Raw genomic sequence first — 21,675 nt, forward strand, 5'->3', positions numbered from 1 at the left:
ACACGACGTCCCGTAACAAACCACAATAATCAACCAGGGGTCTTAATGTCCACCACCAGCCTCTTCCTCACCTCCGCCGGCGTCGGTCTCGCGATTGCCGCGCCGGTCGGCCCGATGGGCATGCTGTGCATCCGCCGCACGCTAACCGGCGGCCCGCGCGCGGGCCTTGCGATCGGCTTCGGCATTGCAAGCGGCGACGCCATCTACGGTTTGATCGCGGCACTTGGGCTCGTCGGTATCTCGCAGTTCATGCTGGCGTATGACCGTCCGTTGCATTTGCTCGCCGGTCTGTTTCTGCTTTATCTGGGTGTGCGCACGCTGCTGCAAAAAGCCCCCGCCGACGACACCAACGGCGCAGGCAACGGCAAGCTCGCGCAAGTCGGCCGTGCCGGCGCGCTGCGTGCCTATGCGAGTTCGTTTCTGCTCACGCTGACCAATCCGCAGACGGTGATCATGTTCGCCGCGCTGTTCACCACGCTCGCGCCGCGTGGCGCGTTTTCGTCGGGCGTTGCGCTGACCACGGTCGGCGGTGTGTTTTGCGGCTCGATCGCGTGGTGGTGTTTCCTCGTGACGGTGGTGTCGCTCGCGCGCCACGCGATCGGCAGCAAGCTGCGCGTCGCGATTGACCGGATGGTGGGGATCACGTTGGCGGTATTCGGCATCGTCGAAATTCGCCGCGCGCTTTGAGCGTAAGCGGCGATAACACGCCAGCGTGGCAGCACGCGGGGGCGGCTTCGAGCCGCTGTCCCTGCGCGCGTTAGGGCGTTCCGTACGCGGACGCGGCAGTTTTGCGACAATAGCGCCTTTCGCCGCACGCCGGCGCGTCGGTAGCGGCGCCATCGCCGGACTGCAGACGCGCGGCTCAAGCCGCCGCGCGTGCCGACCTCGTCACCTAACCTGTTCACCCCATCCGACCGTCAGCGGTCCGCTCAATGTCTCTTCCCCACATCGATCTGCTGTACTCCGTCTCCGGCCTGTTCGTCGGCTTTCTGGTCGGCTTGACGGGCGTCGGCGGCGGTTCGCTGATGACGCCGATCCTGGTCCTGCTGTTCAACGTGCATCCGGCTACCGCGGTCGGTACCGACCTGCTGTACGCGGCCGCCACCAAGGCGACCGGCACGCTCGTGCACGGCCTGAAGGGCTCGGTCGACTGGCAGATCACGCTGCGGCTCGCCGCCGGCAGCGTGCCGGCGGCCACGCTCACGCTGATCCTGCTGCATCGCTATGGGATGGACACGCCGGGCGCCAGCCGCATGATTCAGATCGTGCTGGGCGTCGCGTTGCTGGTGACCGCAGTGGCGCTGGTATTCCGCCCGCAACTCGCGGCGCTCGGCGCGCGCCGTCAACGCCCGCCGCGCCAGAGTCGAACGCTCGTGCTGACGATGCTGACCGGCGCGGTGCTCGGCGTGCTGGTGTCGTTGACGTCGGTGGGCGCGGGCGCGATCGGCGTGACGGTGTTGCTGCTGCTGTATCCGTTGCTGCCGACCACGCGGATCGTCGGTTCCGATATCGCGCATGCGGTGCCGCTCACGCTGCTGGCGGGCGCCGGTCATTGGCTGCTGGGTTCGATCGACTGGTCGATGCTGCTGTCGCTGCTGGTGGGATCGTTGCCGGGTATCGCGATCGGCAGCTTTCTGTCGTCGCGCGCGCCGGACAAGCTGCTGCGCAATCTGCTCGCCGCCACGCTGACGCTGGTCGGGGTGCGGCTCGTGCTGGCCTGAGGCGCAAGCCCTCAGCCGATCTTCACTTGAAGAACCTGCACGTCAGATCGGATTCGAATTGCCGGATCCACTGACCGCGCCGGTCGTGATAAGACTGCGCCCAGCCGCCACGGCGCACCGTGACCAGACGCTCCTGCGCGGCATCGCCCGGATTCACGCACGCGCTGATGTCGAAATGCGCCGGCGCGAAGCCGTGCCGCGCGCAAACCAGTTCGAAAGCCGCCCGATCGCCGATCGGCAGATCCGTGTAGCGCAATAGCGTGGTTTCCATGGCATCGACTCCGGTTTCGCATGCATCACAGTACGCTCCGGCCTACGGCAATTGTGTGTCGCAGCACACAGATCGGAACGCGGCGCCGGCCGCGTCTCAGCCCGCAACCGCCGTGGCCCATCATGACCGCACCACAAATCCGCGCGACGGAAAATAAAGCGAAAAAAAATCCGCCGGGGCGATACCCCGCACGCGAGACGTTCCGTCTACGAACCGTGTTTCTGCTGGGTCGCCGCGACGCGTCGCATAACGGTCTCGCGCATTACAAACGCAACGCCGATCAACAGCCCGAGGACACCGCCGATAGCGGCCAGCAGAGCCGCACCCGGAGTGTTCGAGCGAGTCGGCGTATAGGGCGCCTCGACGATACGCGTCGGATAGGTCAGCAAGGGGCTGGTTGCCTGCTGCAGGTCGCTCGCCTGCTCTCTCAAGCCCAGGATCTGCTGATTGATCAACGTCGCCACATTGGTCACCAGGACGTTGCGCGGGTCGCTGGCGTTGGCGTTGCGCTGTGCCGTCGACGACTGGAGCGTTGCGGCAATGTGTGCGTAGTCCTGTTCAGCCTGAGCAAGCTTGGCGGACGTGCTGGCCAGTTGGCTTTTCAGGCCATTGACGGCGGGATCGAACATCGCCTGATGCGGGGCCGCAAATATCTTGAAGGAGGCCGCCAGTGCCGCTGTCGCCGCGTCCCGGGAATAGGCCGAGACTTGCACCATGATCAGATCGGGATTTCTGGCAGGCATTGCCGTCAGCGTGTCGAATACGACCTTGGCGTCCCGGGAGCCGCTGTCGGGTGCCGGCAGGCCAAGCTCATTTAGCACGCGCAAGTGCATGGCGGGCAGGTTGTAGCGGTCGACGGCGGTCAGCTGATTCTCGATTGGACGGATTTTCACGCCGCCCTCTCCCGAGGAATCACCCTGCGGCAAGGAGATTTGCCCGACCTGAATGGTCATTCTCGCCACCCATTTGGGCTGAACGAAGAAAGAAACTACGCCGCCGGCCAGGGCTCCCAATACGCCGATCAGAATGATCTGCCTGATTGATCCGGTTGCCTGGGTAACCAGGCCATAAGAAGCGCGGCGAGTTGCCGCAGTAGGGTGGTGCATACTGTAGGTAGGTGTCTTTTTTGTGGCGAAACTCAAAGAATTATATCTTGATTCGCGTACGTATTACTTGCAACTCGCTTTGCTTGCGGCAATTCCTGCCGCCATGGAATCCGCGATCCGTAGGGACAGAAGATCAGGGTGTCTACTAATCGACACCCGCATCGCGCAATACTCGCTTCGGGCATCGAAACCGGAAAACAGGCCGAATATCGGCCGCTGTTAAAAGGAATGCGTGGGTTGAAGGGAAATTACAGATTTTTTGAAAGCAGATGAAAGATTGATAAGCCCCAGAAACCGAAAAAGCGTTATTTCGCGCTCGCGAACATAATCTTCGGCGATGCACCGGCCGACTCCCCGCCAAATACCAATTCCGTCCGGCAATTGCGTTTCGACTCACCCAAAGAAAGCAGCCCATGGTTCCAAAGAACGCATGGGCTGAGACAAAAGAAAAGGATCCGCCAGGCAGCGCAACCCACGGTCTGGGTGGATAACCATCCATTAGCGCCGGCGATTGCCGGCGCTTTCTGCGCGGCCGGCCGCCTGCTTACTGCTGCACGACGGTCAGCTTGTTCGACACCGACGTCACGCCCGCGACGCCCTTGGCGGCGTCGCCGGCTGCGTCGATCTGGCCTTGGTCAGGCACCGAGCCCGTCAGGGTCACCGCGCCGCCACGGGCACGCACGGCGATGTTCGATACGTCGATGCCTTGCGACTTGGCCAGCACGCCACGCACCTTGCGGCCGAGTTGGCCGTTGGCCTTCTTGGTCGCCTTGGCGCTTGCAGCCGGCGCTGCGGTCGTGCTCGGTGCATCGCTTGCCTGAGCGTACACATTGCACGCCACTACCATTGCCACCACCGAGCCCAGCGTTTTCAGAAAACCGACCGATTTCATATTTCTCTTCTCCTTAGCTACACATTGGACCGCCTATCAAAGCGGCTTCGTTACGACTACCCGCGGCCGCGCCGCGCGCGCGACAAGGCGCGGCTGGGCGAGACCGACTAAGGCTGCAACACGGTGTGCGAGAGGCGAGAGAGGCCGGGTAACGCATGCGCATGCAAGCAAACGCCACGGTACGAAACCGGCAAGCCGCGAAGTCCGCCGACGCGCCCGGTTCTTGTCAGTCATGCCGGGTCGCGCCGCGCAAACATCGGTTCGCGGCAGCGATGCACAATTTAATCTAGCCGGGCCAGAAGCGCAAAGGGTTTAGTCATCGGCGCGATGTTTGACGGTTTGGGTTTAACGCCCTTTCACCAGGGTATTCACGCTGTATTCATCGCGCATTCACGACCCATTCGCGGCGCACTCACGCCGCGTTCACGCCGCGTTCACGATTTGTTACGGGTTTGTCGGCGCGGGCGGCCGCCGCGCGTTTCGCCGTCGCCTCAATCTCAGGTACCATCGGCGCGACACACGCTGCCACGCGGCCCGCCTGAGATCCGCGCGACTCACCACCGTGCCGGCCCGGCCAGGCGCCGCATGCCGGTTCACGCGCCGCCCAGCCGCGCCCCGTTCACCTTCGACCGTCGCCGTCACGTCATCCGATGAAGCCTGCCACCGGGCGCAAACGCCCTCCCCGTCTCGTCGCCCGTTTCGTCGCGATCTCCTGGCGCGATCTCGCGGTCTCGTTCGGCCCGATCCTGCTGATCGCCGTGGCGGCGGTCTGGGTCGCCGTGCGGCTGATCCAGCCCGCGCCGCCCAGCACGCTGACCATCAGCGCCGGCCCCGAGGGCAGCACCTTCTGGAACGCGGCGCAGAAGTACAAAACCATTCTCGCGCGCAACCGCATCACCCTGAACGTGCTGGCCTCCGAAGGCTCGCTGCAGAATCTCAAGCGGCTCTCGGACCCGAAGTCGAACGTCGACGTCGGCTTCGTGCAGGACGGCGTCGCGCCCGGCCCGGCCAGCGAAGGCCTGATGTCGCTCGGCAGCGTCGCCTATGTGCCGCTGGCGATCTTCTATCACGGCCCGACCGTCACGCGGCTCTCCGAATTCAAGGGCCTGCGCCTCGCGGTCGGCGCCGAGGGCAGCGGCACGCGCGAACTGGCGCTCGCGCTGCTCAAGGCCAACGGCATCGTGCCGGGCGGCGCGACCAAACTGCTGCCGCTGTCGGGCGACGACGCCGCCGACGCGCTCGTCTCCGGCAAGGTCGACGCGGCGTTCCTCGCCGGCGACTCGGCGCAACCAGCGGTGATGGGCAAGCTCTACCGCACGCCGAACGTGCAGTTCTACGACTTCACGCAGGCCGATGCGTACACCCGCCGCTTCCCCTATCTGACGCAACTCGAAATGCCGATGGGCGCGTTCGATCTCGGCAAGAACCTGCCGTCCGCGCCGATTCACATGGTGGCGCCCACCGCCGAACTGGTGGCGCGCGACTCGCTGCATCCCGCGCTCTCCGATCTGCTGATCGAAGCCGCGCGCGAGGTGCACGGCAAGGCGAACATCCTGCAGCGCGCCGGCGAATTCCCCGCGCCGCTCGCGCATGATTTCCCGATCAGTGACGACGCCGCGCGCTACTACAAGTCGGGCAAGAGCTTCCTGTACCGGGTGCTGCCGTTCTGGCTCGCGAGCCTCGCCGACCGGCTGCTGGTGGTCGTGGTGCCGCTGATCGTGCTGCTGATACCAGCGTTGCGGCTGGTGCCGTCGCTGTACGCGTGGCGGGTGAAGTCGCGAATCTACCGTTGGTATGGTGCGTTGATCGCGATCGAACGCAGCGCGCTCAGCGAGCATTCGGCAACGGAGCGCGCGTCGCTGATCGAACGTCTCGACGCGATCGAGGAATCGGTCAACGGTCTGAAAATGCCGCTGGCCTACGCGGATCAGTTCTATGTGCTGCGCGAGCATATCGGCTTCGTGCGTCAGCGGCTCACGCAGGCTCGCGACACCCAGCGCGACGACACGACCTACGAATCGGACGACACGCTCGACACTCAGACCAACGCCGCCGACGAAACCGCCGCCGCGGGCAAAACCGCCGCCAACGAAGCCGCCGAGATCGGCGAGACGCCGGGCAGCGCCGGCCGCAAACCATATTGATCGAGGATGCACGCGGCCGCCGCACCGCGTAAGATCATTACAATTCCGACGGTCCAGCAGAGGCGCCGTGCGGACCAGGCAATCCGGGAGACACTTATGACCGTTGGCATCGACGCCAGGCAACCGCTTTGGTTTTACGACTTTGTCTCGCCGTTCACGTACCTGTTGCTCGAGCAACACGACAAATGGCCGGGCTTCGACTTCGCGTTCACGCCAGTCGTATTGAACGATCTGTATAGCCATTGGGGACAGCGGCCGGCCTACAGCGTGCCCGCCAAACGCACCTTCCTGTACCGGCACGCGCTGTTTCGCGCGGAGCAACTCGGCATTCCGTACAAGATGCCGCCGGCGCATCCGTTCGATTCGATGAAGCCGTTGCTGCTCGCCACCGCGGCGAAGGGCGACGTCCAGTTCGTGCGCGAGATTTTCCGCTTCATCTGGCGCGAAGGCCGCGATCCGTCGAGTGAAACCGCGTTTGCCGAACTGTGCGAACGCGTCGGCATGCCCGACGGTCCCGAGCTGATCAAAAGCCCCGACGTGAGCGCGCAATTGCAGCGCAACACCGCGGACGCGATCGGTCTCGGCGTCTACGGCGTGCCGACCTTCCGGCTCAACGATCAACTGTTCTGGGGCGAAGACGCCTTGCCGATGGTGCTGTATTGCGCGCGCACGCCGAACTGGCTCGAGTCGAAAGAAGTGAAGCGGATCAGTGCGCTCGCTTCGGGTGTCGTGGACATACCGACGAACTCGGCGAACCCGACGTAAGGCAAGCGCAAGCTTCACGCGATCCGGATCGACGCGCGTGACGGCGTGAGCGTCGGCAGAGGTCTTAAAGCATTCGAAAACTGCCACGATAGCGCCGAAAAGGCCGTGCTGATGCCGGCCATACCGCGCCCGCTATGCTGCTGCTCCGCAAACGGCCTAAGGTTATAACCTTTGCGCCCAGAGCGCGGGCAGGTCCGCGGGCGGGCTCCGTCCGACGCTTCATTGCGGCCCGAACCGCCTGCCTCGCTTAGCCTTGAACATGGACGACACCGCCGCCTCCCTCGATATCTGGCTCGTGCGCGTATTGCGCACGCTGCTGGTCGAGCGCAGCGTCACGCAGACCGCGCTGCGTCTGAATCAAACTCAACCTGCCATTAGCACCGCGCTGCGCAAATTGCGCGAGACGCTCAACGACCCGATCCTCGTGCGCGGCAAGTCGGGCATGGTGCCCACCGAATATGGCGAGTCGCTGCTGGCTTCCGCACAACGCGTGCTGCGCGAAGTGGATTTTGTCGCGACACCCCATGGCGACTTCGATCCCAGCCGCTCGCGCCGCACCTTTCGCGTCGCCGCGCCGGATTATCTGAACGACTTCTTCATGCCGACCGTGATCGCGCAATTCCGCGAAGCGGCGCCGCATGCACGGCTCGAAATCGAATCGTTGAGTCCGATGCTCGATCACTCCGCCGCGCTCGATGCCGGCGAACTCGATCTGGTGATCGGCAACTGGCCGAAGCCGGACCCGCGTTTCGAACGCAGCGATCTGTTTTCCGACACGGTGGTGTGCCTGATGCGCGCCGACCATCCGCTCACGCGCATACCGATGACGCGCGAAGCGTATCTCGCCGCGCCGCATCTCGCGCCAACGCCGTATAGCGGCGCGCGCGGCGGTGCGATCGACATCGGCTTCGCGCGGGCGCGCGCCGACCGGCGCATTGTCGCCACGCTGCCGTACTTTGGGCTAGTGCCGCAAACGCTGCTGCAATCGGATCTGATCTTCACGACCACGCGCCGCTTCGCGATGCATTACGCGAGCATCCTGCCGCTCGCGGTGGTCGACGTGCCGATTCCGTTTCCGCGCATCAAGTGCTATCAGCTGTGGCATCCGCAGCCGGATCGCCCGAGCGATATCGGCTGGCTGCGCACGCTGATGTCGCAAGTGTCGGATGGATTGGTCGCGCAGAAAATGCGCCGCGCCAAGCGGCCGCAGAAAAAAGAAACGTCAGCCGCGTAGGGCTGACGTTATTGTCGTTGAAGCGGGCGCCTTGCGCTCCGCTACGTCCTGGTCGTTCACGCGGTCACACGTTCACACGCTGGCGCAAAGCTTCTGCATCGTGGCTTGCGCCGCAGCCTGCCGCGAACGGATCTGCAGCAACTCCGCACACACCGCCACGGCGATCGCCGGGGGCGCCTTGTCGACGATACCCGCCACGCCGATCGGACAGGTCATCTCGACCAGCCGATCCAGATCCACGCCGCGATCGATCAACCTGCGCTCGAACTTCACGCGCTTGGTCTTCGAGCCGATCATGCCGAAGTACGTGAAATCGCGCCGCCGCATGATGCGCGCGGCCAGCGAAAAATCGAGCGAGTGGTTATGCGTCATCACCAGAAAATACGCGCCGGGCGGTGCCGTGTCGACGATCGCATCCGGCGTGTCGGTCGCTTCGACCTGCACGTTGGCGGGCGTTTCGTCGGGGAACAGCTCGTCGCGTTCGTCAACCCACTGGACTACGCACGGCAAGCTGCCGAGCAACTCGACGAGCGCATGCCCGACGTGTCCCGCGCCGAACAGCACGATGTGCATCGGCGCCGGACGCGGCGCCTCAACCGTGCTGCGCCGGCCGATCTGAACGGAAGAAGAAGCGTTCATGGCGATCATTCCAGTGAGTGAGTGATTCACGCGTCGGTCAGGCCGCGACGTTTATTGACGGGCGGCAGCAGTCGCCGCCCGCACCGCGCCGACCGCCTTGAGGATTTCCTCGCTGGTGGCCGGGGCGTTCAGCGGCGGGTTGACCTTGTGGTCGCCCACTGCCGACACCGCGTCGCGCACCGCGAAGAACACCGAGAACGGCAGCAGCAGCGGCGGCTCGCCGGTCGCCTTCGAACGGTGAATGCTGTCCTCCGCATTGCGGTTCTTGAACAGGCGCACGCGGAAATCCGGCGGCGTGTCGTTGACGGTCGGAATCTTGTAGGTGGACGGCGCATGCGTCATCAGTTTGCCGCCTGCGTTCCACCACAGTTCTTCGGTCGTGAGCCAGCCCATGCCCTGAATGAACGCGCCTTCCACCTGGCCGACGTCGAGCGCCGGATTCAGCGACGCGCCCACGTCATGCAACGCATCCGCACGCAGCACGCGCATTTCGCCGGTCAGCGTGTCGATCACCACTTCCGACACGGCCGCGCCGTACGAGTAGTAGTAGAACGGCCGGCCTTGCAGCTTCGACTGATCCCAGTAGAGCTTCGGCGTCGCGTAGAAGCCATCCGACCAGAGCTGAACACGCGCGACGTAGGCCTTCGCGATCACTTCCTCGAACGGCACGATCATCTCGCCGACCACCACGCGATCGTGCAGGAAGCGCACTTCCGACGCGCTCACCTGGCCCGCGCCGAAACGTTCGGCGGCGAACGCCGACAGACGTTCGCGCAACTGGCGCGCGGCATCCTGCGCCGCCTTGCCGTTCAGGTCCGAACCGGTCGATGCGGCGGTCGCCGACGTATTGGCGATCTTGCTGGTATCGGTCGCCGTCACGCGAATGCGGTTGAAGCCGATCCCCAGTTCATGCGCGACGACCTGCGCGACCTTGGTATTCAAGCCCTGGCCCATTTCGGTGCCGCCGTGGTTCACCAGCACCGATCCGTCGGTGTAGATGTGCACCAGCGCGCCGGCCTGGTTGAAGTGGGTCACGTTGAACGCAATGCCGAATTTGACCGGCGTCAGCGCCATGCCCTTCTTCAGCACTGCGTTGTTGGCGTTGAATTCGTTGATCGACGCGCGACGTGCGCGATATTCGCTGGTCGCTTCGAGTTCGTCGATCAGCTCGTGAATCACGTTGTCTTCAACCACCTGCCCGTACGGCGTCTGATTACGCTCGGTCTTGCCGTACAGATTGCGGCGGCGCACGTCGAGCGAATCTTCGCCGACCGAACGCGCGACGTTGTCCATGATGTATTCGATCGCGAACGCGCCTTGCGGACCGCCGAAGCCACGAAACGCCGTGTTGGACTGCGTGTTGGTCTTGCCGCAGAAACCGTCGATCGTCACGTCCGAGAGCCAGTACGCGTTGTCGAAGTGGCACAGCGCACGCGTCATCACCGGACCGGACAGGTCGGCGGAGAAACCGCAACGCGAGGTCATGTCGACCGTCACGCCGTCGATCACGCCTTGCTCGTCGTAACCGACTTCATACGTGTAGTGGAAATCGTGGCGCTTGCCGGTGACCATCATGTCGTCGTCGCGGTCCGGACGCAGCTTCACCGGGCACAGCAGCTTCCATGCGGCGAGCGCCGCGCAGCACGCGAACAGACCCGATTGCGATTCCTTGCCGCCGAAGCCGCCGCCCATCCGGCGGCATTCGATCAGCACGTTGTGCGACGCCACGCCCAACGCATGCGCGACCATGTGCTGCATTTCGGTCGGGTGCTGCGTCGAACAGTAGACGTGCATGCCGTCGTCGTCCTTCGGCACCGCGTACGAAATCTGGCCTTCCAGATAGAACTGTTCCTGGCCGCCGAGCAGCATTTCGCCGGCTTCGCGACGCGCGGCGCGGGCAATCTTCGTATCGGCTTCGCCGCGCGCGAGTTTCATCGGTGGCAGCACGTGCTGGTTCGCGGCGCGCGCCTGCTGCGCGGTCAGAATCGCCGGCAGTTCTTCGTAGACGACTTCGGCGCGGCGTGCGGCGAGCCGCGCGATGTCATGCGACGTCGCGACCACGATGAACATCGGCTGGCCGACGTATTGCACGAGACCATCGGCGAGAATCGGATCGTCGCCGTGAATGATCGGGCCGACGTCGTTCACGCCGGGGAAATCTTCCGCGGTGAAGATCGCGACCACGCCCGGCGTGGCGCGCACTTTATCGAGCGACATCGAGACGATCTTCGCGTGCGCTTTCGGCGACAGGCCGAGCGCGGCGTGCAGCGTGCCGGCGAGCGTCGGAATGTCGTCGGTGTAGGTCGCGCGGCCGCTTACGTGCAGATGCGCGGACTCATGCGGCCGCGAAATATGGACCTGGGTGAAGTCGTCGAGCTCCTTCAGGTCTTTCAGGAACGGTTCGGCTTGCTGATTCATTGTGTGTTCTCCGTGTGCTTCTCTTGCTTCCTGTACTTACCGCGCACTGATCGCGTAACTACCGCGTACTTGCCGCGTCTCAGACATTCGCGCCGGCTGGGGCGCATGCCGCGGCCACCGCGCGGACGTCGAGCGCGCTCTTCGGCAGCGGATTGTTCGGACGCGTTTCGAGCCAGAAACGGTACAGCGTGTTTTTCGCGGCTTCGAGCCGGTAATTGCTGGTGGCCCGCATGTCGGACAGCGGCGCGTAGTCGTTGCCGAGCGCGATCATCGCGGCCTGCGCGGTGGCTTCGTGCCATTCGGCGTCGCGCAGCACAGCTTCGGCGTGCGTGGCGCGCTTCGAGGTGGCGGCCATGCCGCCGAACGCGATGCGCGGCTCGCGGATCACGTCGCCGTCGGCGATGAACGAGAACGCGGCGCACACGGCCGAGATGTCCGAGTCGAAACGCTTCGACAGTTTGTACGTGCGGAACTGGAAGTTCTTGCGCACGCCGGTGCGCGTCGGCACCTTCAGCCCAACCACGAACTCGTGTTCGGCCATGTCCTTCTTCTGATACGCGAGGTACAGATCTTCCAGCGGCATTTCACGTTCAATCTCACCGCCGCGCACGATCACATGCGCGCCGAGCGCGATCAGGCCGGGCATCGAATCGCCGATCGGCGAACCGTTGGCGATATTGCCGCCGAGCGTGCCGGCGTTACGAATCGGCAACGACGCGAAGCGCTGCTGCATTTCGAACAGTTCCGGATACTGCTTGATGATTTCCGTGTAGGCCTTTTCGACGCTCACGCCCGCGCCGATCTCGATCCAGTCGTCGTTCGTTTCGAGCTTCTGGAATTCGGCGATCTGCCCGATATAAACGATGTTGCCCAACTCGCGCATCATCTTGGTGACCCACAGGCCGATGTCCGTGCTGCCGGCGAGAATCCGCGTGGCCGGTTCGGCTTCCTTGATCTTCGCGAGCGCCGCGACCGTGCGCGGCGCGTCGAACTGCTGGCCGGCGTGCTGGTAGTGGAACGTCTCCGTGCGCTCGAGCTTGGCGAGCGTGGCGGCAAGCGCTTCGACGTTGACCGGCGCTTTCGGCGGCGGCGCTTCGAACATGCGCACGGCCGCGTCGACGATCGGGCGATAGCCCGTGCAGCGGCACAGGTTGCCGGTCAGCGCATTGCTGATCGTGTCGCGCGACGGCACCGTCTTGTTCGCGCAGCTATGCTCGTGGCCGTGCTTTTCGTACAGCGACCACATCGACATGACGAAACCCGGCGTGCAGAAACCGCACTGCGAGCCGTGGCATTCCACCATCGCTTCCTGCACCGGATGCAGCGAGCCGTCCGGCTGGCGCAAGTCTTCGACGGTGAAGAGCGCCTTGCCGTCGAGCGTCGGCACGAACTGGATGCAGGCATTGACCGTCTTGAAGTCGACGCCGCCCGCCGCGTTGCGCTCGCCGAGCACGACCGTGCACGCGCCGCAGTCGCCTTCTGCACACCCTTCCTTGGTGCCGGTGCAATGCACGTCTTCGCGCAGATACTGCAGGACGGTGCGGGTGACGGGCGCGTCCTTGATCTCGCGGATCGCGTTGCGGTGGTAGAAGCGAATCGGCTCAGTCATGTCTCTTTACTCTCGAATGTTCTGTGTCCGTGGGGACGTGCTGCGTGATGGTTCGAAAACTATCATTCCCAATAAAACCAACCCATAGCTCGGATCGCATGCGGGACATATCCGCGAGGCGATAACGAGATAGGTTTGAGGGTCGCTCGACTTATGTTGACATGGCAATTTAGCTTTGTTTTATTATCTTTCAAGCCAATACAGACATATCGAGACGAGTCGAACCGACCGGAACGAGGGCCAAAACCGGCGCTCATGGAGCCAAACCGGACCACTATATGCATCCGGCACCGTTTTTTAATGGGTCAATTTATTAAGCAACTCCTGCAAGAGAATCGGTTCCATGGGAAAATCACGGCTTCCCGCCGTTTTCAAGTCTCGTTTTCCCCATGTCCACCGATTCAGCGACGCCTCGCAGCGAATTTGCGACGACCTTACAGATCATTCCGGTCGTTTTTTTCACGTTTCTTTGCTATCTGACGATCGGTATTCCGCTCGCGGTGCTGCCCGGCTACGTCCACGACGACCTCGGCTACAGCGCCGTGCTGGCCGGCGCGGCAATCAGCGTGCAATACCTGGCGACACTGGCGTCGCGGCCGCTGGCCGGCCGTTCGGCGGATACGCTGGGGCCGAAGCGCACGGTGTCGATCGGACTGCTGGGGTGCGGCGCGAGCGGGATTCTGTTGCTGCTGGCCGTGCTGTGCGGCCGCTGGCCCGTGCTGAGCCTCGGTCTGCTGGTATGCAGCCGTCTGGTGCTCGGGTTCGGCGAAAGCCTGTGCGGGACGGGCGCGATTCTGTGGGGCATCGGCCGGGTCGGCACCAGCAATAACGCCCGGGTGATCTCGTGGAACGGCATCGCCACTTACGGCGCGTTGGCCGTCGGCGCGCCGCTCGGCGTCGCGATCGCGCACACGGTCGGGTTCGCGGCGCTGGGCATTCTGGTGATCTTCCTCGCGGCGCTCGGCTTCTATCTGGCCCGGCCGATCGCGCCGGTGCCGATCGTCCACGGCGAGCGGATGTCGTATGGCAGCGTGCTCACGCGCGTGCTGCCGCACGGTATCGGCCTCGCGCTCGGCTCCGCCGGGTTTGGCTCGATCGCCACCTTCATCACGTTGTTTTATGCCGCGAAGCATTGGCCGAATGCGGCCTTGTCGCTGACGGTGTTCGGCACGCTGTTCATCGGCGCGCGCCTGTTGTTCGCCAACACGATCAAGAGCTACGGCGGATTCCGCGTCGCGATCGTGTCGTTCTCGTTCGAATGCGCCGGGCTGTTGATGCTGTGGCTCGCGCCCGAGCCGCATATCGCGCTCGCCGGCGCGGCGTTGACCGGTTTCGGCTTCGCGCTGGTGTTCCCCGCGCTCGGCGTCGAAGCGGTCGGCCTCGTGCCGCCGGCCAGTCGTGGCGCGGCGTTGTCGGCTTATTCGGTGTTTCTCGATCTTTCGCTCGGCATCACCGGGCCGCTGGCCGGCTACATTGCCGGCGAGTTCGGCTACGCCTCCGTGTTTCTGTTCGCGGCCGTGGCGTCGGCCGCTGCCGTGGTGCTGTCGACGGTGTTGTACCTGCGCAATGCGCGGGCACCGATTGCGCCCGCAACGACCTGATCGTTCGATACAGCTCGTTATCGGCTATTCAGCGCGGCGTGCCGCGCTGAATACGCCAGGCCTGGCGCAGCAGCGCCAGGCTACCGCGCCAACACGCGCGCCCCACCCGACAACGATTTTTCCAGCGCCGCCACGCCCGCCGGCAGATCCACTGCCGCGCCGAGATCCACCATCGTGCGACCCAACGCGTGCAGTGTTCTGAACAGATTGTGTTCGCGACATTGCTCGCCCATCTGCCCGATCCGCACGATCGGCAAACCGAACGAGCCGGAAATCTCGACCTGATGCTGCCGCGAGATATGGCCGCAGATATCGCCGGGACTCAAGCCTTGCGGCACCTCGATACCAACCACCGAATTCAGCCGGCACGTCGGCGGCGCATACAGATTCAGCCCTAACGCCGCGATCCCTTCCTGCAAGGCCAGCGAACATTTCAGATGCCGTGCGAAACGCTTCTCCAGCGTCTCCGCGCACACGAGCCGCAACGCCTCGTGCAAAGCCAGCACGCCCGACACCGGCGCGGTGTAGTGATAGCCCGCGTTATGCCAGAAATTTTCCGCGAGCGACGCATCCAGGCACCAATGCGCGTTCGGCGCCGTGCGTCCTTTGACGCGCGCCCAGGCCGCGTCGGAAAACGCGATCAGCGAGACGCCCGGAATCGACGACAAGCCCTTCTGCCCACCGGTAATCACCGCGTCGATACCCCACGCGTCCATCTCCAGCGGCATCGTGCTCAGCGTACAAACCGCGTCGACGATCACCAGCGCACCCGCGGCTTTCGCCAGCGCGGCGATGTCCTTCAGGTGGTAATTCCACACCGTGTTCGACGTCTCGCCCTGCACCACCGTCACGATCTCGGGACGCTCGCGGCGAATCGCCTCGGCCACCTGGTCGAGACTCGCAACCGCGCCATCGTCGACGTCGAGCATACTCACGCGCGCGCCGACACGGCGACCCATCTCCGCCATCCGTTCGCTGAAGAAACCGTTCCTGATGCTCAACACGCGCGTGCCTTCCCACGCGAGGTTGGAGATCGCCATTTCCATCGCGGCCGATCCCGGTCCCGCTACACCCAGCACCCATTTCGAATTCGTCTGGAACACGTAGCGCGCCATGGTCTTCACCTGGCCGATCACCTTCACCATCGTGCCGCCCAGGTGATTGATGACGATCGTGTTGGCCTTGGCGACGGCGGCGGGAATCGGCACGGGGCCGGCACCCATCATCAGCAGCGGTTCTTCGGGGAGGATGGCGTCGAGCGATTCGACAACCGGACAAGGCACAGCGGAAGCGACGGGTGTGATGGATGAAGTCGGCATGATCGGTACGTGAATGTCAAAACGCTAAGGAACAATCGGCCTCGCCAACAGGGATGCTGGCGAGGCCGTTCATTCGATCATTCACTGATCCGCGCGATTGCGCAAGCCATTTGGCCCTGCTTTCACGCATTAAATGCGAGTATCACGCGACCGGCTGCTAGTGCAGCAACAGCGCCGGCCCGCGTGTTATTTCACCTTCGTTTTATCGAGCTTTTTGCCGGTCGCCGCGTTGAATCGCTCGATGTACTCTTCGATCAGTTTGCGCAACGCGCGGCCGATCTGCCGATAATCCGACTCGTTCAGATTGGCGAGCGACACACGCCCCGACGGATGCTGTGTCCCGAACCCGCGACCCGGCAGCAGCACGACCCGCGCTTCACGCGCGAGACGGAACAGCAGCTCGGAAGGCTCGGTGTTCTTCAGCAGCCAATCAACGAACTCACGCCCGAACATCTTCTCGCCGAGGAACTCGATGTCGAGAATCGTGTAGTAGTCGACCTGGTTCGGATCGTCGTCCTCGAACGAGATGCCCACTTCTTCGTAGAGCGCCTGCTTGCGCTTGCGGATCAGACGCTTCAACGCGTTCTTGTACGCGTCCGGCGTATCCATCAGCGAGAACAGCGAGAACAGCACCATCTGCACCTGCTGCGGCGTCGACAGACCCGCCGTGTGATTCAGCGCGACGGTGCGACTGTCGGCGACCAGACGGTCGATAAACTTGAGCTTGTCCGGTTCGGTCGTGATCGACTCGTAACGCTCGTGCAACTGCTTCTTCGCGTCCTTCGGCAACTCGGCGATCAGACGGTCGAGCACGTTGTCGCGATGCGTCGCGATCGTGCCGAGACGCCAGCCGGTCGCGCCGAAATACTTCGAGTACGAATAGACCAGAATCGTGTTCTTCGGTGCGAGCGCGAACAGCGACACGAAGTCGTCGGCGAAGGTGCCGTACACGTCGTCGGTCAGCAGAATCAGATCGGGCCGTTCCTTGACGATGTCGGCAATGTACTGAAGGCTCTCGTCGTTGATCTTCACCGAAGGCGGATTGCTCGGGTTCACGAGGAAGAACGCCTTCACCTTCGGATCGCGCAGCTTGTCGAGTTCCTTCTTCGAATACTGCCAGCCGCTTTCCACGTCCGCTTCGAGATTGACGACGTTCAGCTTGTAGTCGTTCAGGCGCGGAATCTCGATGTACGGCGTGAAGATCGGCATGCCGAGCGCGATCGTGTCGCCTTCCTTGATCAGGTGATTCTCGCGCATCGTGTTGAAGATGTACGTCATCGCCGCCGTGCCGCCTTCCACCGCGAACACGTCGAACTCGCCCACGAACGGATGGTTGCCGATCATCTCGCGGCGCAGATACTGACCGACGATCAGCTCGGACATCTTGAGCATGCGGTCCGGCACCGGATAGTTCGACGCGAGAATGCCCTCGCACATTTCATACAGGAAGTCGCCGGCGGAATAGCCGAGCTGATCGCGCACATACGACACCGCGCCGCGCAAAAAGTCGATGCCTGCCACGCCCTTGTTCTCGCGGCAAAACAGATCGAAGCGTTCTTCCAGACCGTCGCGCCGCGGGAAGCCGCCGATGCCTTCCGGCATGTACGCGAACGAGAGCTCCGATTCGCGCATCGCAAACAGGCCGAGTTGCCAGAAGCCATGACGCGGAATCGTCGCGAGAAAGTTCGGGTTGCCACGACCGGCGTTGAGCATGGCTGCGTTCGCAGCGCGCTCCACGGCGCCGCCGCCGGCCGCCTTGATCAGTTCGTCCTTCAGTTCGAACGGGCTGAGCGCGGACAGACCCGGTTGCGCCATATCCGCGTGTTTCTTGTCGCCCTTCTCTTTTGCCATGATGCGTTCTCCAATGAGCAGGTGAAAGACGCCGGCGTCGCGAGAATCGCCCGCTTACCGCCAGCGTGAAAGAGATCGATGAGAGATCGATAAAGCGCTGCGCGCGCCTAAACCAGCCCGACCACGAGCGGACCCAGCAGCGTCAGCGCGACGTTGGCGATCGCATACGTGATCGCGAACGGCACCGTCGGCACCGCGCTTTCCGCCTTGTCGAGCACACCGCCGAAGGCCGGATTCGCGCTGCGCGAGCCCGACAGCGCACCGGCCAGAAGCGCCGCGTTGTTGTACTTCAGCACGTAGCGGCCGAACAGCATGGTCAGCAGCAGCGGGAACAACGTGACGAACACGCCGAGCAGGAAGATCGTCATGCCGCTCTGCTTGACCGTCACCACGGCTTGCAGGCCGGAGTTCAGACCTACCACCGCGACGAACGCCGCGAGACCGAAGTCCTTGAGCAACTGCGAAGCCGCCGACGGCATCACGCCGTACATGGGATGCTTGCCGCGCATCCAGCCGAACAGCAGGCCGGCCAGCAGGCAGCCGCCGCCCGAGCCGAGCGTGAGCGGAATGCCGCCCACGTTGACGACGATCAGCCCGATCAGCAAGCCGAGCACGAGGCCCACGCCCATGTAGATGAAGTCGGTCTTGTTGGTGTTCGGCAATTCGTAGCCGGCGGCGTCGACGGCACGCTTGGTGTCTTTCGGCGAGCCGTAGAACGTGATGACGTCGCCATGTTCCAGTTTGGTTTCCGGCAGGATCGGCAGCGGCTGACCGGCGCGCGAAATGTGCTGGATGTAGACGCCGTGGCGCAGGTCGCGGTCCACCACTTCGCGCGCGGCGGCGATCGTCGTGTGGTTCATGCCTTTGCGCGTGAACACGCCGTCGCGGGTCTGCATCACCACGCCGATATCGTCGACGTTGGCGATCTCGTTGCCGTTCGCGCCGAATGCAACAACGGCTTCGCGACGACCCACCACGAGCACTTCGTCGTTGAGCTGCAAGGTCAGGTCGGGCGTTGGATCGACGGCCTTGCCGTCGCGTTTGATCTTCTCGACCGTCAACATGTCCTGGTGCAAGGTCTCGACCGCCTTGACGGTCTTGCCGGCGCTGACGTCGATCCGGTACGCGCGTCCTACCAGTTCAGGCAACGCACGAATCTGCCCCGCCGCGAGCGACGTCGACACCCCCGCCGACAACTCGCGCTCCGCGTCGATCGACGCCTCGCGCAAGCCCTGCCCCATGAACTTGGGCAGTATGTTCACGCAGACGATGATCGCCCCCAGCGAGCCGAACACGTAGGTCACCGCGTACGCGATCGCCACGTCCGACTGCAGCGATTTCACCTGATCGGCCGGCAAGCCGAGCCGCGCGATCGCATCGCCCGCCGTGCCGATAATCGCCGACTGCGTCAGCGCGCCGCCCGCGAGCCCGGCCGCGAGGCCCTTGTTCAGATGGAACAGCTTCGCGCACACCACCACGGTGATCAGCGCGGAAACGGCGAGGAACACCGCCATCGCAATTTCACGCAGCGTCTTGCGGTTCAGCGAATTGAAGAAGCCCGGCCCGGAGTCGTAGCCCACCGCGTAGATGAACACGGCGAACATGACCGACTTCACGCCGTTGTCGATCGTCACGCCGAACTGGCTGATCACGACCGCCGCCAGCAGCGAACCACCCACTCCGCCCAACTGGAACTTGCCGAAGTTGATCTGCCCGATGAAGTAACCGGCTGCTAGCGATAAAAACAGCGCAATTTCGGGGGATTTCTGAAAAATGTGATGTAGCCAGTCCATCATGCCCTCGCTGGATAGTTTGAGATATTGAGTACTGGTTGCCGTCTGCCGGGGTGCTGCGGGCGGGAATGCCGCCTGTCGATGCGCGAAGCGGATCGTGTCGTGCCGCTCATGTCGTGTTACCTAACCGAGCTTGCCGGCGAGACCGACCACCACCGGCCCCATCAACGGCAACAGAATGTTCGAGAGTGCATAGGTGATCGTGTAGCCGATCACCGGCGTCGAGTTGCCGGTCACGCCGACCAGCGCGCTGATCGCGGGCGTGCTGCATTGCTGGCCGGCAATCGCGCCGAGCAGCATGGGGGCTTCGAGCTTGAGAAACGCACGGCCGATCCACAGCGACAGCAGCCCCGGCACCAGCACCATCAGAATGCCGGCCACCGGCAACGCGAGGCCGTATTCGCGCACCAGCTTGATGGCGTCCGGTCCCGCCGACAAACCAACCGCCGCGATGAAGGTGGCGAGGCCGAAGTCCTTGAGAATCTGCGCGGCCGCCGACGGCAGCGAGCCGATCAACGGATAGCGCGAGCGGATCCAGCCGAACAGCAAGCCGGACAGCAGGCAACCGCCGCCCGTGCCGAGCGCGATCGAGACGCCGCCGATCCGGCCGCCGAGGTGGCCGATCGCCATCCCCACCAGCACGCCCAGCGCGAGATAGACGAAGTCGGTTTTCTGCGTGGCGGCCAGCACGTAGCCCAGGCGCCGCGCGCCGCGTTCGACGTCGGCCTTGGCGCCGACCAGCGTCAACACGTCGCCGCGATTCAACTCCGTGCCGGGCAACGCGGGCACCGTGGTTTCGAGCCGCGTAACTGCCGCGATGTAGACGCCGCGCGCCTGTTCCGGATCGGCCCGTTCCCGCACCTGCGCCACCGTCAGACCTTCCGCTTCGCGGCGTGTCAGCACCACGTCGATTTTTTCGGCGACGATCTGGTCAAAACCGCCGCTGTCGATTTCTTCGCCCAGACTCGCCGACGCCGTCACAATCGCTTCACGACGCCCGCCGATCAGGATCAGGTCATCGGCCAGCAAGACCAGTTTCGGTTCCACCGGCACGACCTCACCACCGCGCCGTAGTTGCTCGATAGTCAGGTTGTAGCCGTACTGCTGCTCGAACGCCACGACCGTCGTGCCGGCCGCCGCGCCGACGCGGAATGCGCGACCCACCAGCGCCGGCGCCGCCGCCCGCTGTCCTTCGCCGAACGCGCCGTCGCCGCCGAGCTTGCGCCACACGCGCTCGGCTTCCTCGCGCAAATTGACGCGCAGCAGCAGTGGCGCGAACTGGCTCGTGAACAGCACGATGGTAATCAGGCCGAACAGGTAGCTCACGCTGTACGCGGTCACGATATTGGCCTGCAAACGCAGCGTTTCCGCGTCGCCGAAACCGAGCTTGGCGATCGCCTCCGACGCCGTGCCGATCACCGCCGATTCGGTCGCCGCGCCGGCCAGCAGCCCGGCCGCCGTGCCCGCGTCGAGCCGCATCACGACCACCGCGATCAGGATCAGTATCAGCACCGAGACGATCTCGACCACCGACAACAAGCCATAGCGCCAGCCGCGTCCAATGTTGGCAAAGAACTGCGGCCCGCCGGTAAAGCCCAGCGCAAAGATGAACAGCGCAAACGCGATGTTCTTCAGATCGGGCGCCAGTCGCGCGCCCGTCTGTCCCAACAGCAAAGCAACGATCAACGTACCGCAGACGCCGCCGAGCTGTATCGGCCCAACACGAAATGAGCCAATGAAATATCCAATTGCCAGGCTTGCGAACAGCGCGATCTCCGGTTGAGACCTCAGCAAATCACTGATCATGTAGGCTCGCCGATTTACAGGTTTATTAGTAGGAGACTGAAAAACAATGGCTCAAAAAAAGTGCAAATAATTCGCTCAAACCGGGTACGGCTCAGCAATTACTCAACCGGCATAGCTGGCTGAATGACACTATTTATGGCAATGGGATGACGCGACATGCGTCCGGGAAGATTGCGGCGCTGCGGCGATGTTATGGAAAAGCGTTTGTGATAGCTCGACGGTCACACTGTCCTCGCGAAATCGCTCGATGCCTTAAAAAAGACACCGAATTCTGATGGCCGATTTTTTCTACTTTACTGCATGAATGAACATGCTTTTTTCAGACTGCTTTTTTAATAAATATTGTAATTCGTCACACCTGTCAATATTATTTTCAATCTTGACCGGACTGCCTTCGCAAAAGATGATCTTTAGCAAAGACTGAATGGCAATACGTACCGTGCGCGGTGGCCGGCAACCGGGCCTTTATACTGGCTCATCCCCCTCGCGCGCGGCGAGACCGCCAC

General features: G+C 63.5%; 16 protein-coding genes. 6 read left to right on the top strand and 10 right to left on the bottom strand.

Annotated elements, in window-relative coordinates; all coding sequences use genetic code 11:
* The first annotated feature begins 45 nt into the window (after window positions 1-45).
* Both HWY05_RS24855 and HWY05_RS24860 read left to right on the top strand, forming a co-directional pair.
* Complete coding sequence (locus tag HWY05_RS24855) at window positions 46-687, top strand: LysE family transporter (RefSeq protein ID WP_035552828.1); 642 nt, start codon at window positions 46-48, stop codon at window positions 685-687.
* A gap of 245 nt (window positions 688-932) precedes the next feature.
* Window positions 933-1,721 (top strand): sulfite exporter TauE/SafE family protein, encoded by a 789-nt coding sequence (locus HWY05_RS24860; RefSeq protein ID WP_176059946.1) that lies wholly within the window; start codon window positions 933-935, stop codon window positions 1,719-1,721.
* 22 nt (window positions 1,722-1,743) lie between these two features.
* On the opposite strand, the gene HWY05_RS24865 is transcribed toward HWY05_RS24860, so the two are convergent.
* The 3 genes from HWY05_RS24865 to HWY05_RS24875 form a co-directional block, all read right to left on the bottom strand.
* Window positions 1,744-1,992 carry a hypothetical protein gene (locus tag HWY05_RS24865; RefSeq protein ID WP_035552835.1) on the bottom strand — a complete coding sequence of 83 codons (249 nt, stop codon included), beginning with the start codon at window positions 1,990-1,992 and terminating at the stop codon, window positions 1,744-1,746.
* 206 nt (window positions 1,993-2,198) lie between these two features.
* Complete coding sequence (locus HWY05_RS24870) at window positions 2,199-3,134, bottom strand: hypothetical protein (protein WP_176059947.1); 936 nt, start codon at window positions 3,132-3,134, stop codon at window positions 2,199-2,201.
* A gap of 508 nt (window positions 3,135-3,642) precedes the next feature.
* A complete protein-coding gene (locus tag HWY05_RS24875; RefSeq protein ID WP_035552842.1) occupies window positions 3,643-3,990 on the bottom strand; it encodes a BON domain-containing protein in 348 nt (115 codons plus the stop codon).
* Between the two features lie 650 nt (window positions 3,991-4,640).
* Between HWY05_RS24875 and HWY05_RS24880 the strand changes: the two genes are divergently transcribed.
* The 3 genes from HWY05_RS24880 (at window position 4,641) to HWY05_RS24890 (ending at window position 8,133) form a co-directional block, all read left to right on the top strand.
* The gene (locus HWY05_RS24880) at window positions 4,641-6,134 is read left to right on the top strand and encodes a TAXI family TRAP transporter solute-binding subunit (protein ID WP_176059948.1); all 1,494 of its coding nucleotides are present in this window, start codon (window positions 4,641-4,643) and stop codon (window positions 6,132-6,134) included.
* Window positions 6,135-6,230: 96 nt separating this feature from the next.
* Complete coding sequence (locus HWY05_RS24885) at window positions 6,231-6,899, top strand: 2-hydroxychromene-2-carboxylate isomerase (RefSeq protein ID WP_035552848.1); 669 nt, start codon at window positions 6,231-6,233, stop codon at window positions 6,897-6,899.
* Between the two features lie 259 nt (window positions 6,900-7,158).
* Window positions 7,159-8,133, top strand: coding sequence for a LysR substrate-binding domain-containing protein (locus HWY05_RS24890; RefSeq protein ID WP_035552850.1), 975 nt, complete (start codon window positions 7,159-7,161; stop codon window positions 8,131-8,133).
* Window positions 8,134-8,205: 72 nt separating this feature from the next.
* Here the strand turns inward: HWY05_RS24890 and xdhC are convergent, their stop codons facing one another.
* From xdhC to xdhA, 3 genes are all read right to left on the bottom strand, one after another.
* On the bottom strand, window positions 8,206-8,772 hold the full coding sequence (gene xdhC, locus HWY05_RS24895) for a xanthine dehydrogenase accessory protein XdhC (protein ID WP_156126641.1): 567 nt from the start codon (window positions 8,770-8,772) through the stop codon (window positions 8,206-8,208).
* A 51-nt stretch (window positions 8,773-8,823) separates the two neighbouring features.
* Window positions 8,824-11,190, bottom strand: a complete 2,367-nt coding sequence (gene xdhB / locus HWY05_RS24900; RefSeq protein WP_035552855.1) for a xanthine dehydrogenase molybdopterin binding subunit — start codon at window positions 11,188-11,190, stop codon at window positions 8,824-8,826.
* A gap of 79 nt (window positions 11,191-11,269) precedes the next feature.
* Window positions 11,270-12,799: a xanthine dehydrogenase small subunit gene (gene xdhA / locus HWY05_RS24905; RefSeq protein WP_035552857.1), complete on the bottom strand. Its 1,530-nt coding sequence runs from the start codon at window positions 12,797-12,799 to the stop codon at window positions 11,270-11,272.
* Window positions 12,800-13,188: 389 nt separating this feature from the next.
* On the opposite strand from xdhA, the gene HWY05_RS24910 reads away from it, so the two are divergent.
* Window positions 13,189-14,400 carry an MFS transporter gene (locus HWY05_RS24910; RefSeq protein WP_176059949.1) on the top strand — a complete coding sequence of 404 codons (1,212 nt, stop codon included), beginning with the start codon at window positions 13,189-13,191 and terminating at the stop codon, window positions 14,398-14,400.
* An 80-nt stretch (window positions 14,401-14,480) separates the two neighbouring features.
* Here the strand turns inward: HWY05_RS24910 and HWY05_RS24915 are convergent, their stop codons facing one another.
* The 4 genes from HWY05_RS24915 to aspT (HWY05_RS24930) all read right to left on the bottom strand — a co-directional run bounded on the left by HWY05_RS24915 (window position 14,481) and on the right by aspT (HWY05_RS24930) (window position 21,169).
* A complete protein-coding gene (locus tag HWY05_RS24915; protein ID WP_176059950.1) occupies window positions 14,481-15,719 on the bottom strand; it encodes an alanine--glyoxylate aminotransferase family protein in 1,239 nt (412 codons plus the stop codon).
* Between the two features lie 186 nt (window positions 15,720-15,905).
* On the bottom strand, window positions 15,906-17,570 hold the full coding sequence (locus tag HWY05_RS24920; RefSeq protein ID WP_176059951.1) for a bifunctional aspartate transaminase/aspartate 4-decarboxylase: 1,665 nt from the start codon (window positions 17,568-17,570) through the stop codon (window positions 15,906-15,908).
* A gap of 107 nt (window positions 17,571-17,677) precedes the next feature.
* Window positions 17,678-19,363: an aspartate-alanine antiporter gene (gene aspT, locus HWY05_RS24925; RefSeq protein WP_035552866.1), complete on the bottom strand. Its 1,686-nt coding sequence runs from the start codon at window positions 19,361-19,363 to the stop codon at window positions 17,678-17,680.
* Window positions 19,364-19,486: 123 nt separating this feature from the next.
* Window positions 19,487-21,169 (bottom strand): aspartate-alanine antiporter, encoded by a 1,683-nt coding sequence (gene aspT / locus HWY05_RS24930; RefSeq protein ID WP_035552869.1) that lies wholly within the window; start codon window positions 21,167-21,169, stop codon window positions 19,487-19,489.
* Window positions 21,170-21,675: the final 506 nt, after the last annotated feature.

It is taken from the genome of Paraburkholderia sp. BCC1876 (assembly GCF_902833695.1).
GTDB lineage: Bacteria > Pseudomonadota > Gammaproteobacteria > Burkholderiales > Burkholderiaceae > Paraburkholderia.

What these genes read in the sequence shown, in the direction of transcription:
- HWY05_RS24855 (WP_035552828.1), top strand. Translation starts at nt 46, where the DNA reads ATGTCCACCACCAGCCTCTTCCTCACCTCCGCCGGCGTCGGTCTCGCG.
- HWY05_RS24860 (WP_176059946.1), top strand. Translation starts at nt 933, where the DNA reads ATGTCTCTTCCCCACATCGATCTGCTGTACTCCGTCTCCGGCCTGTTC.
- HWY05_RS24865 (WP_035552835.1), bottom strand. Translation starts at nt 1,992, where the DNA reads ATGGAAACCACGCTATTGCGCTACACGGATCTGCCGATCGGCGATCGG.
- HWY05_RS24875 (WP_035552842.1), bottom strand. Translation starts at nt 3,990, where the DNA reads ATGAAATCGGTCGGTTTTCTGAAAACGCTGGGCTCGGTGGTGGCAATG.
- HWY05_RS24880 (WP_176059948.1), top strand. Translation starts at nt 4,641, where the DNA reads ATGAAGCCTGCCACCGGGCGCAAACGCCCTCCCCGTCTCGTCGCCCGT.
- HWY05_RS24885 (WP_035552848.1), top strand. Translation starts at nt 6,231, where the DNA reads ATGACCGTTGGCATCGACGCCAGGCAACCGCTTTGGTTTTACGACTTT.
- HWY05_RS24890 (WP_035552850.1), top strand. Translation starts at nt 7,159, where the DNA reads ATGGACGACACCGCCGCCTCCCTCGATATCTGGCTCGTGCGCGTATTG.
- xdhC (WP_156126641.1), bottom strand. Translation starts at nt 8,772, where the DNA reads ATGAACGCTTCTTCTTCCGTTCAGATCGGCCGGCGCAGCACGGTTGAG.
- xdhB (WP_035552855.1), bottom strand. Translation starts at nt 11,190, where the DNA reads ATGAATCAGCAAGCCGAACCGTTCCTGAAAGACCTGAAGGAGCTCGAC.
- xdhA (WP_035552857.1), bottom strand. Translation starts at nt 12,799, where the DNA reads ATGACTGAGCCGATTCGCTTCTACCACCGCAACGCGATCCGCGAGATC.
- HWY05_RS24910 (WP_176059949.1), top strand. Translation starts at nt 13,189, where the DNA reads ATGTCCACCGATTCAGCGACGCCTCGCAGCGAATTTGCGACGACCTTA.
- HWY05_RS24915 (WP_176059950.1), bottom strand. Translation starts at nt 15,719, where the DNA reads ATGCCGACTTCATCCATCACACCCGTCGCTTCCGCTGTGCCTTGTCCG.
- HWY05_RS24920 (WP_176059951.1), bottom strand. Translation starts at nt 17,570, where the DNA reads ATGGCAAAAGAGAAGGGCGACAAGAAACACGCGGATATGGCGCAACCG.
- aspT (WP_035552866.1), bottom strand. Translation starts at nt 19,363, where the DNA reads ATGGACTGGCTACATCACATTTTTCAGAAATCCCCCGAAATTGCGCTG.
- aspT (WP_035552869.1), bottom strand. Translation starts at nt 21,169, where the DNA reads ATGATCAGTGATTTGCTGAGGTCTCAACCGGAGATCGCGCTGTTCGCA.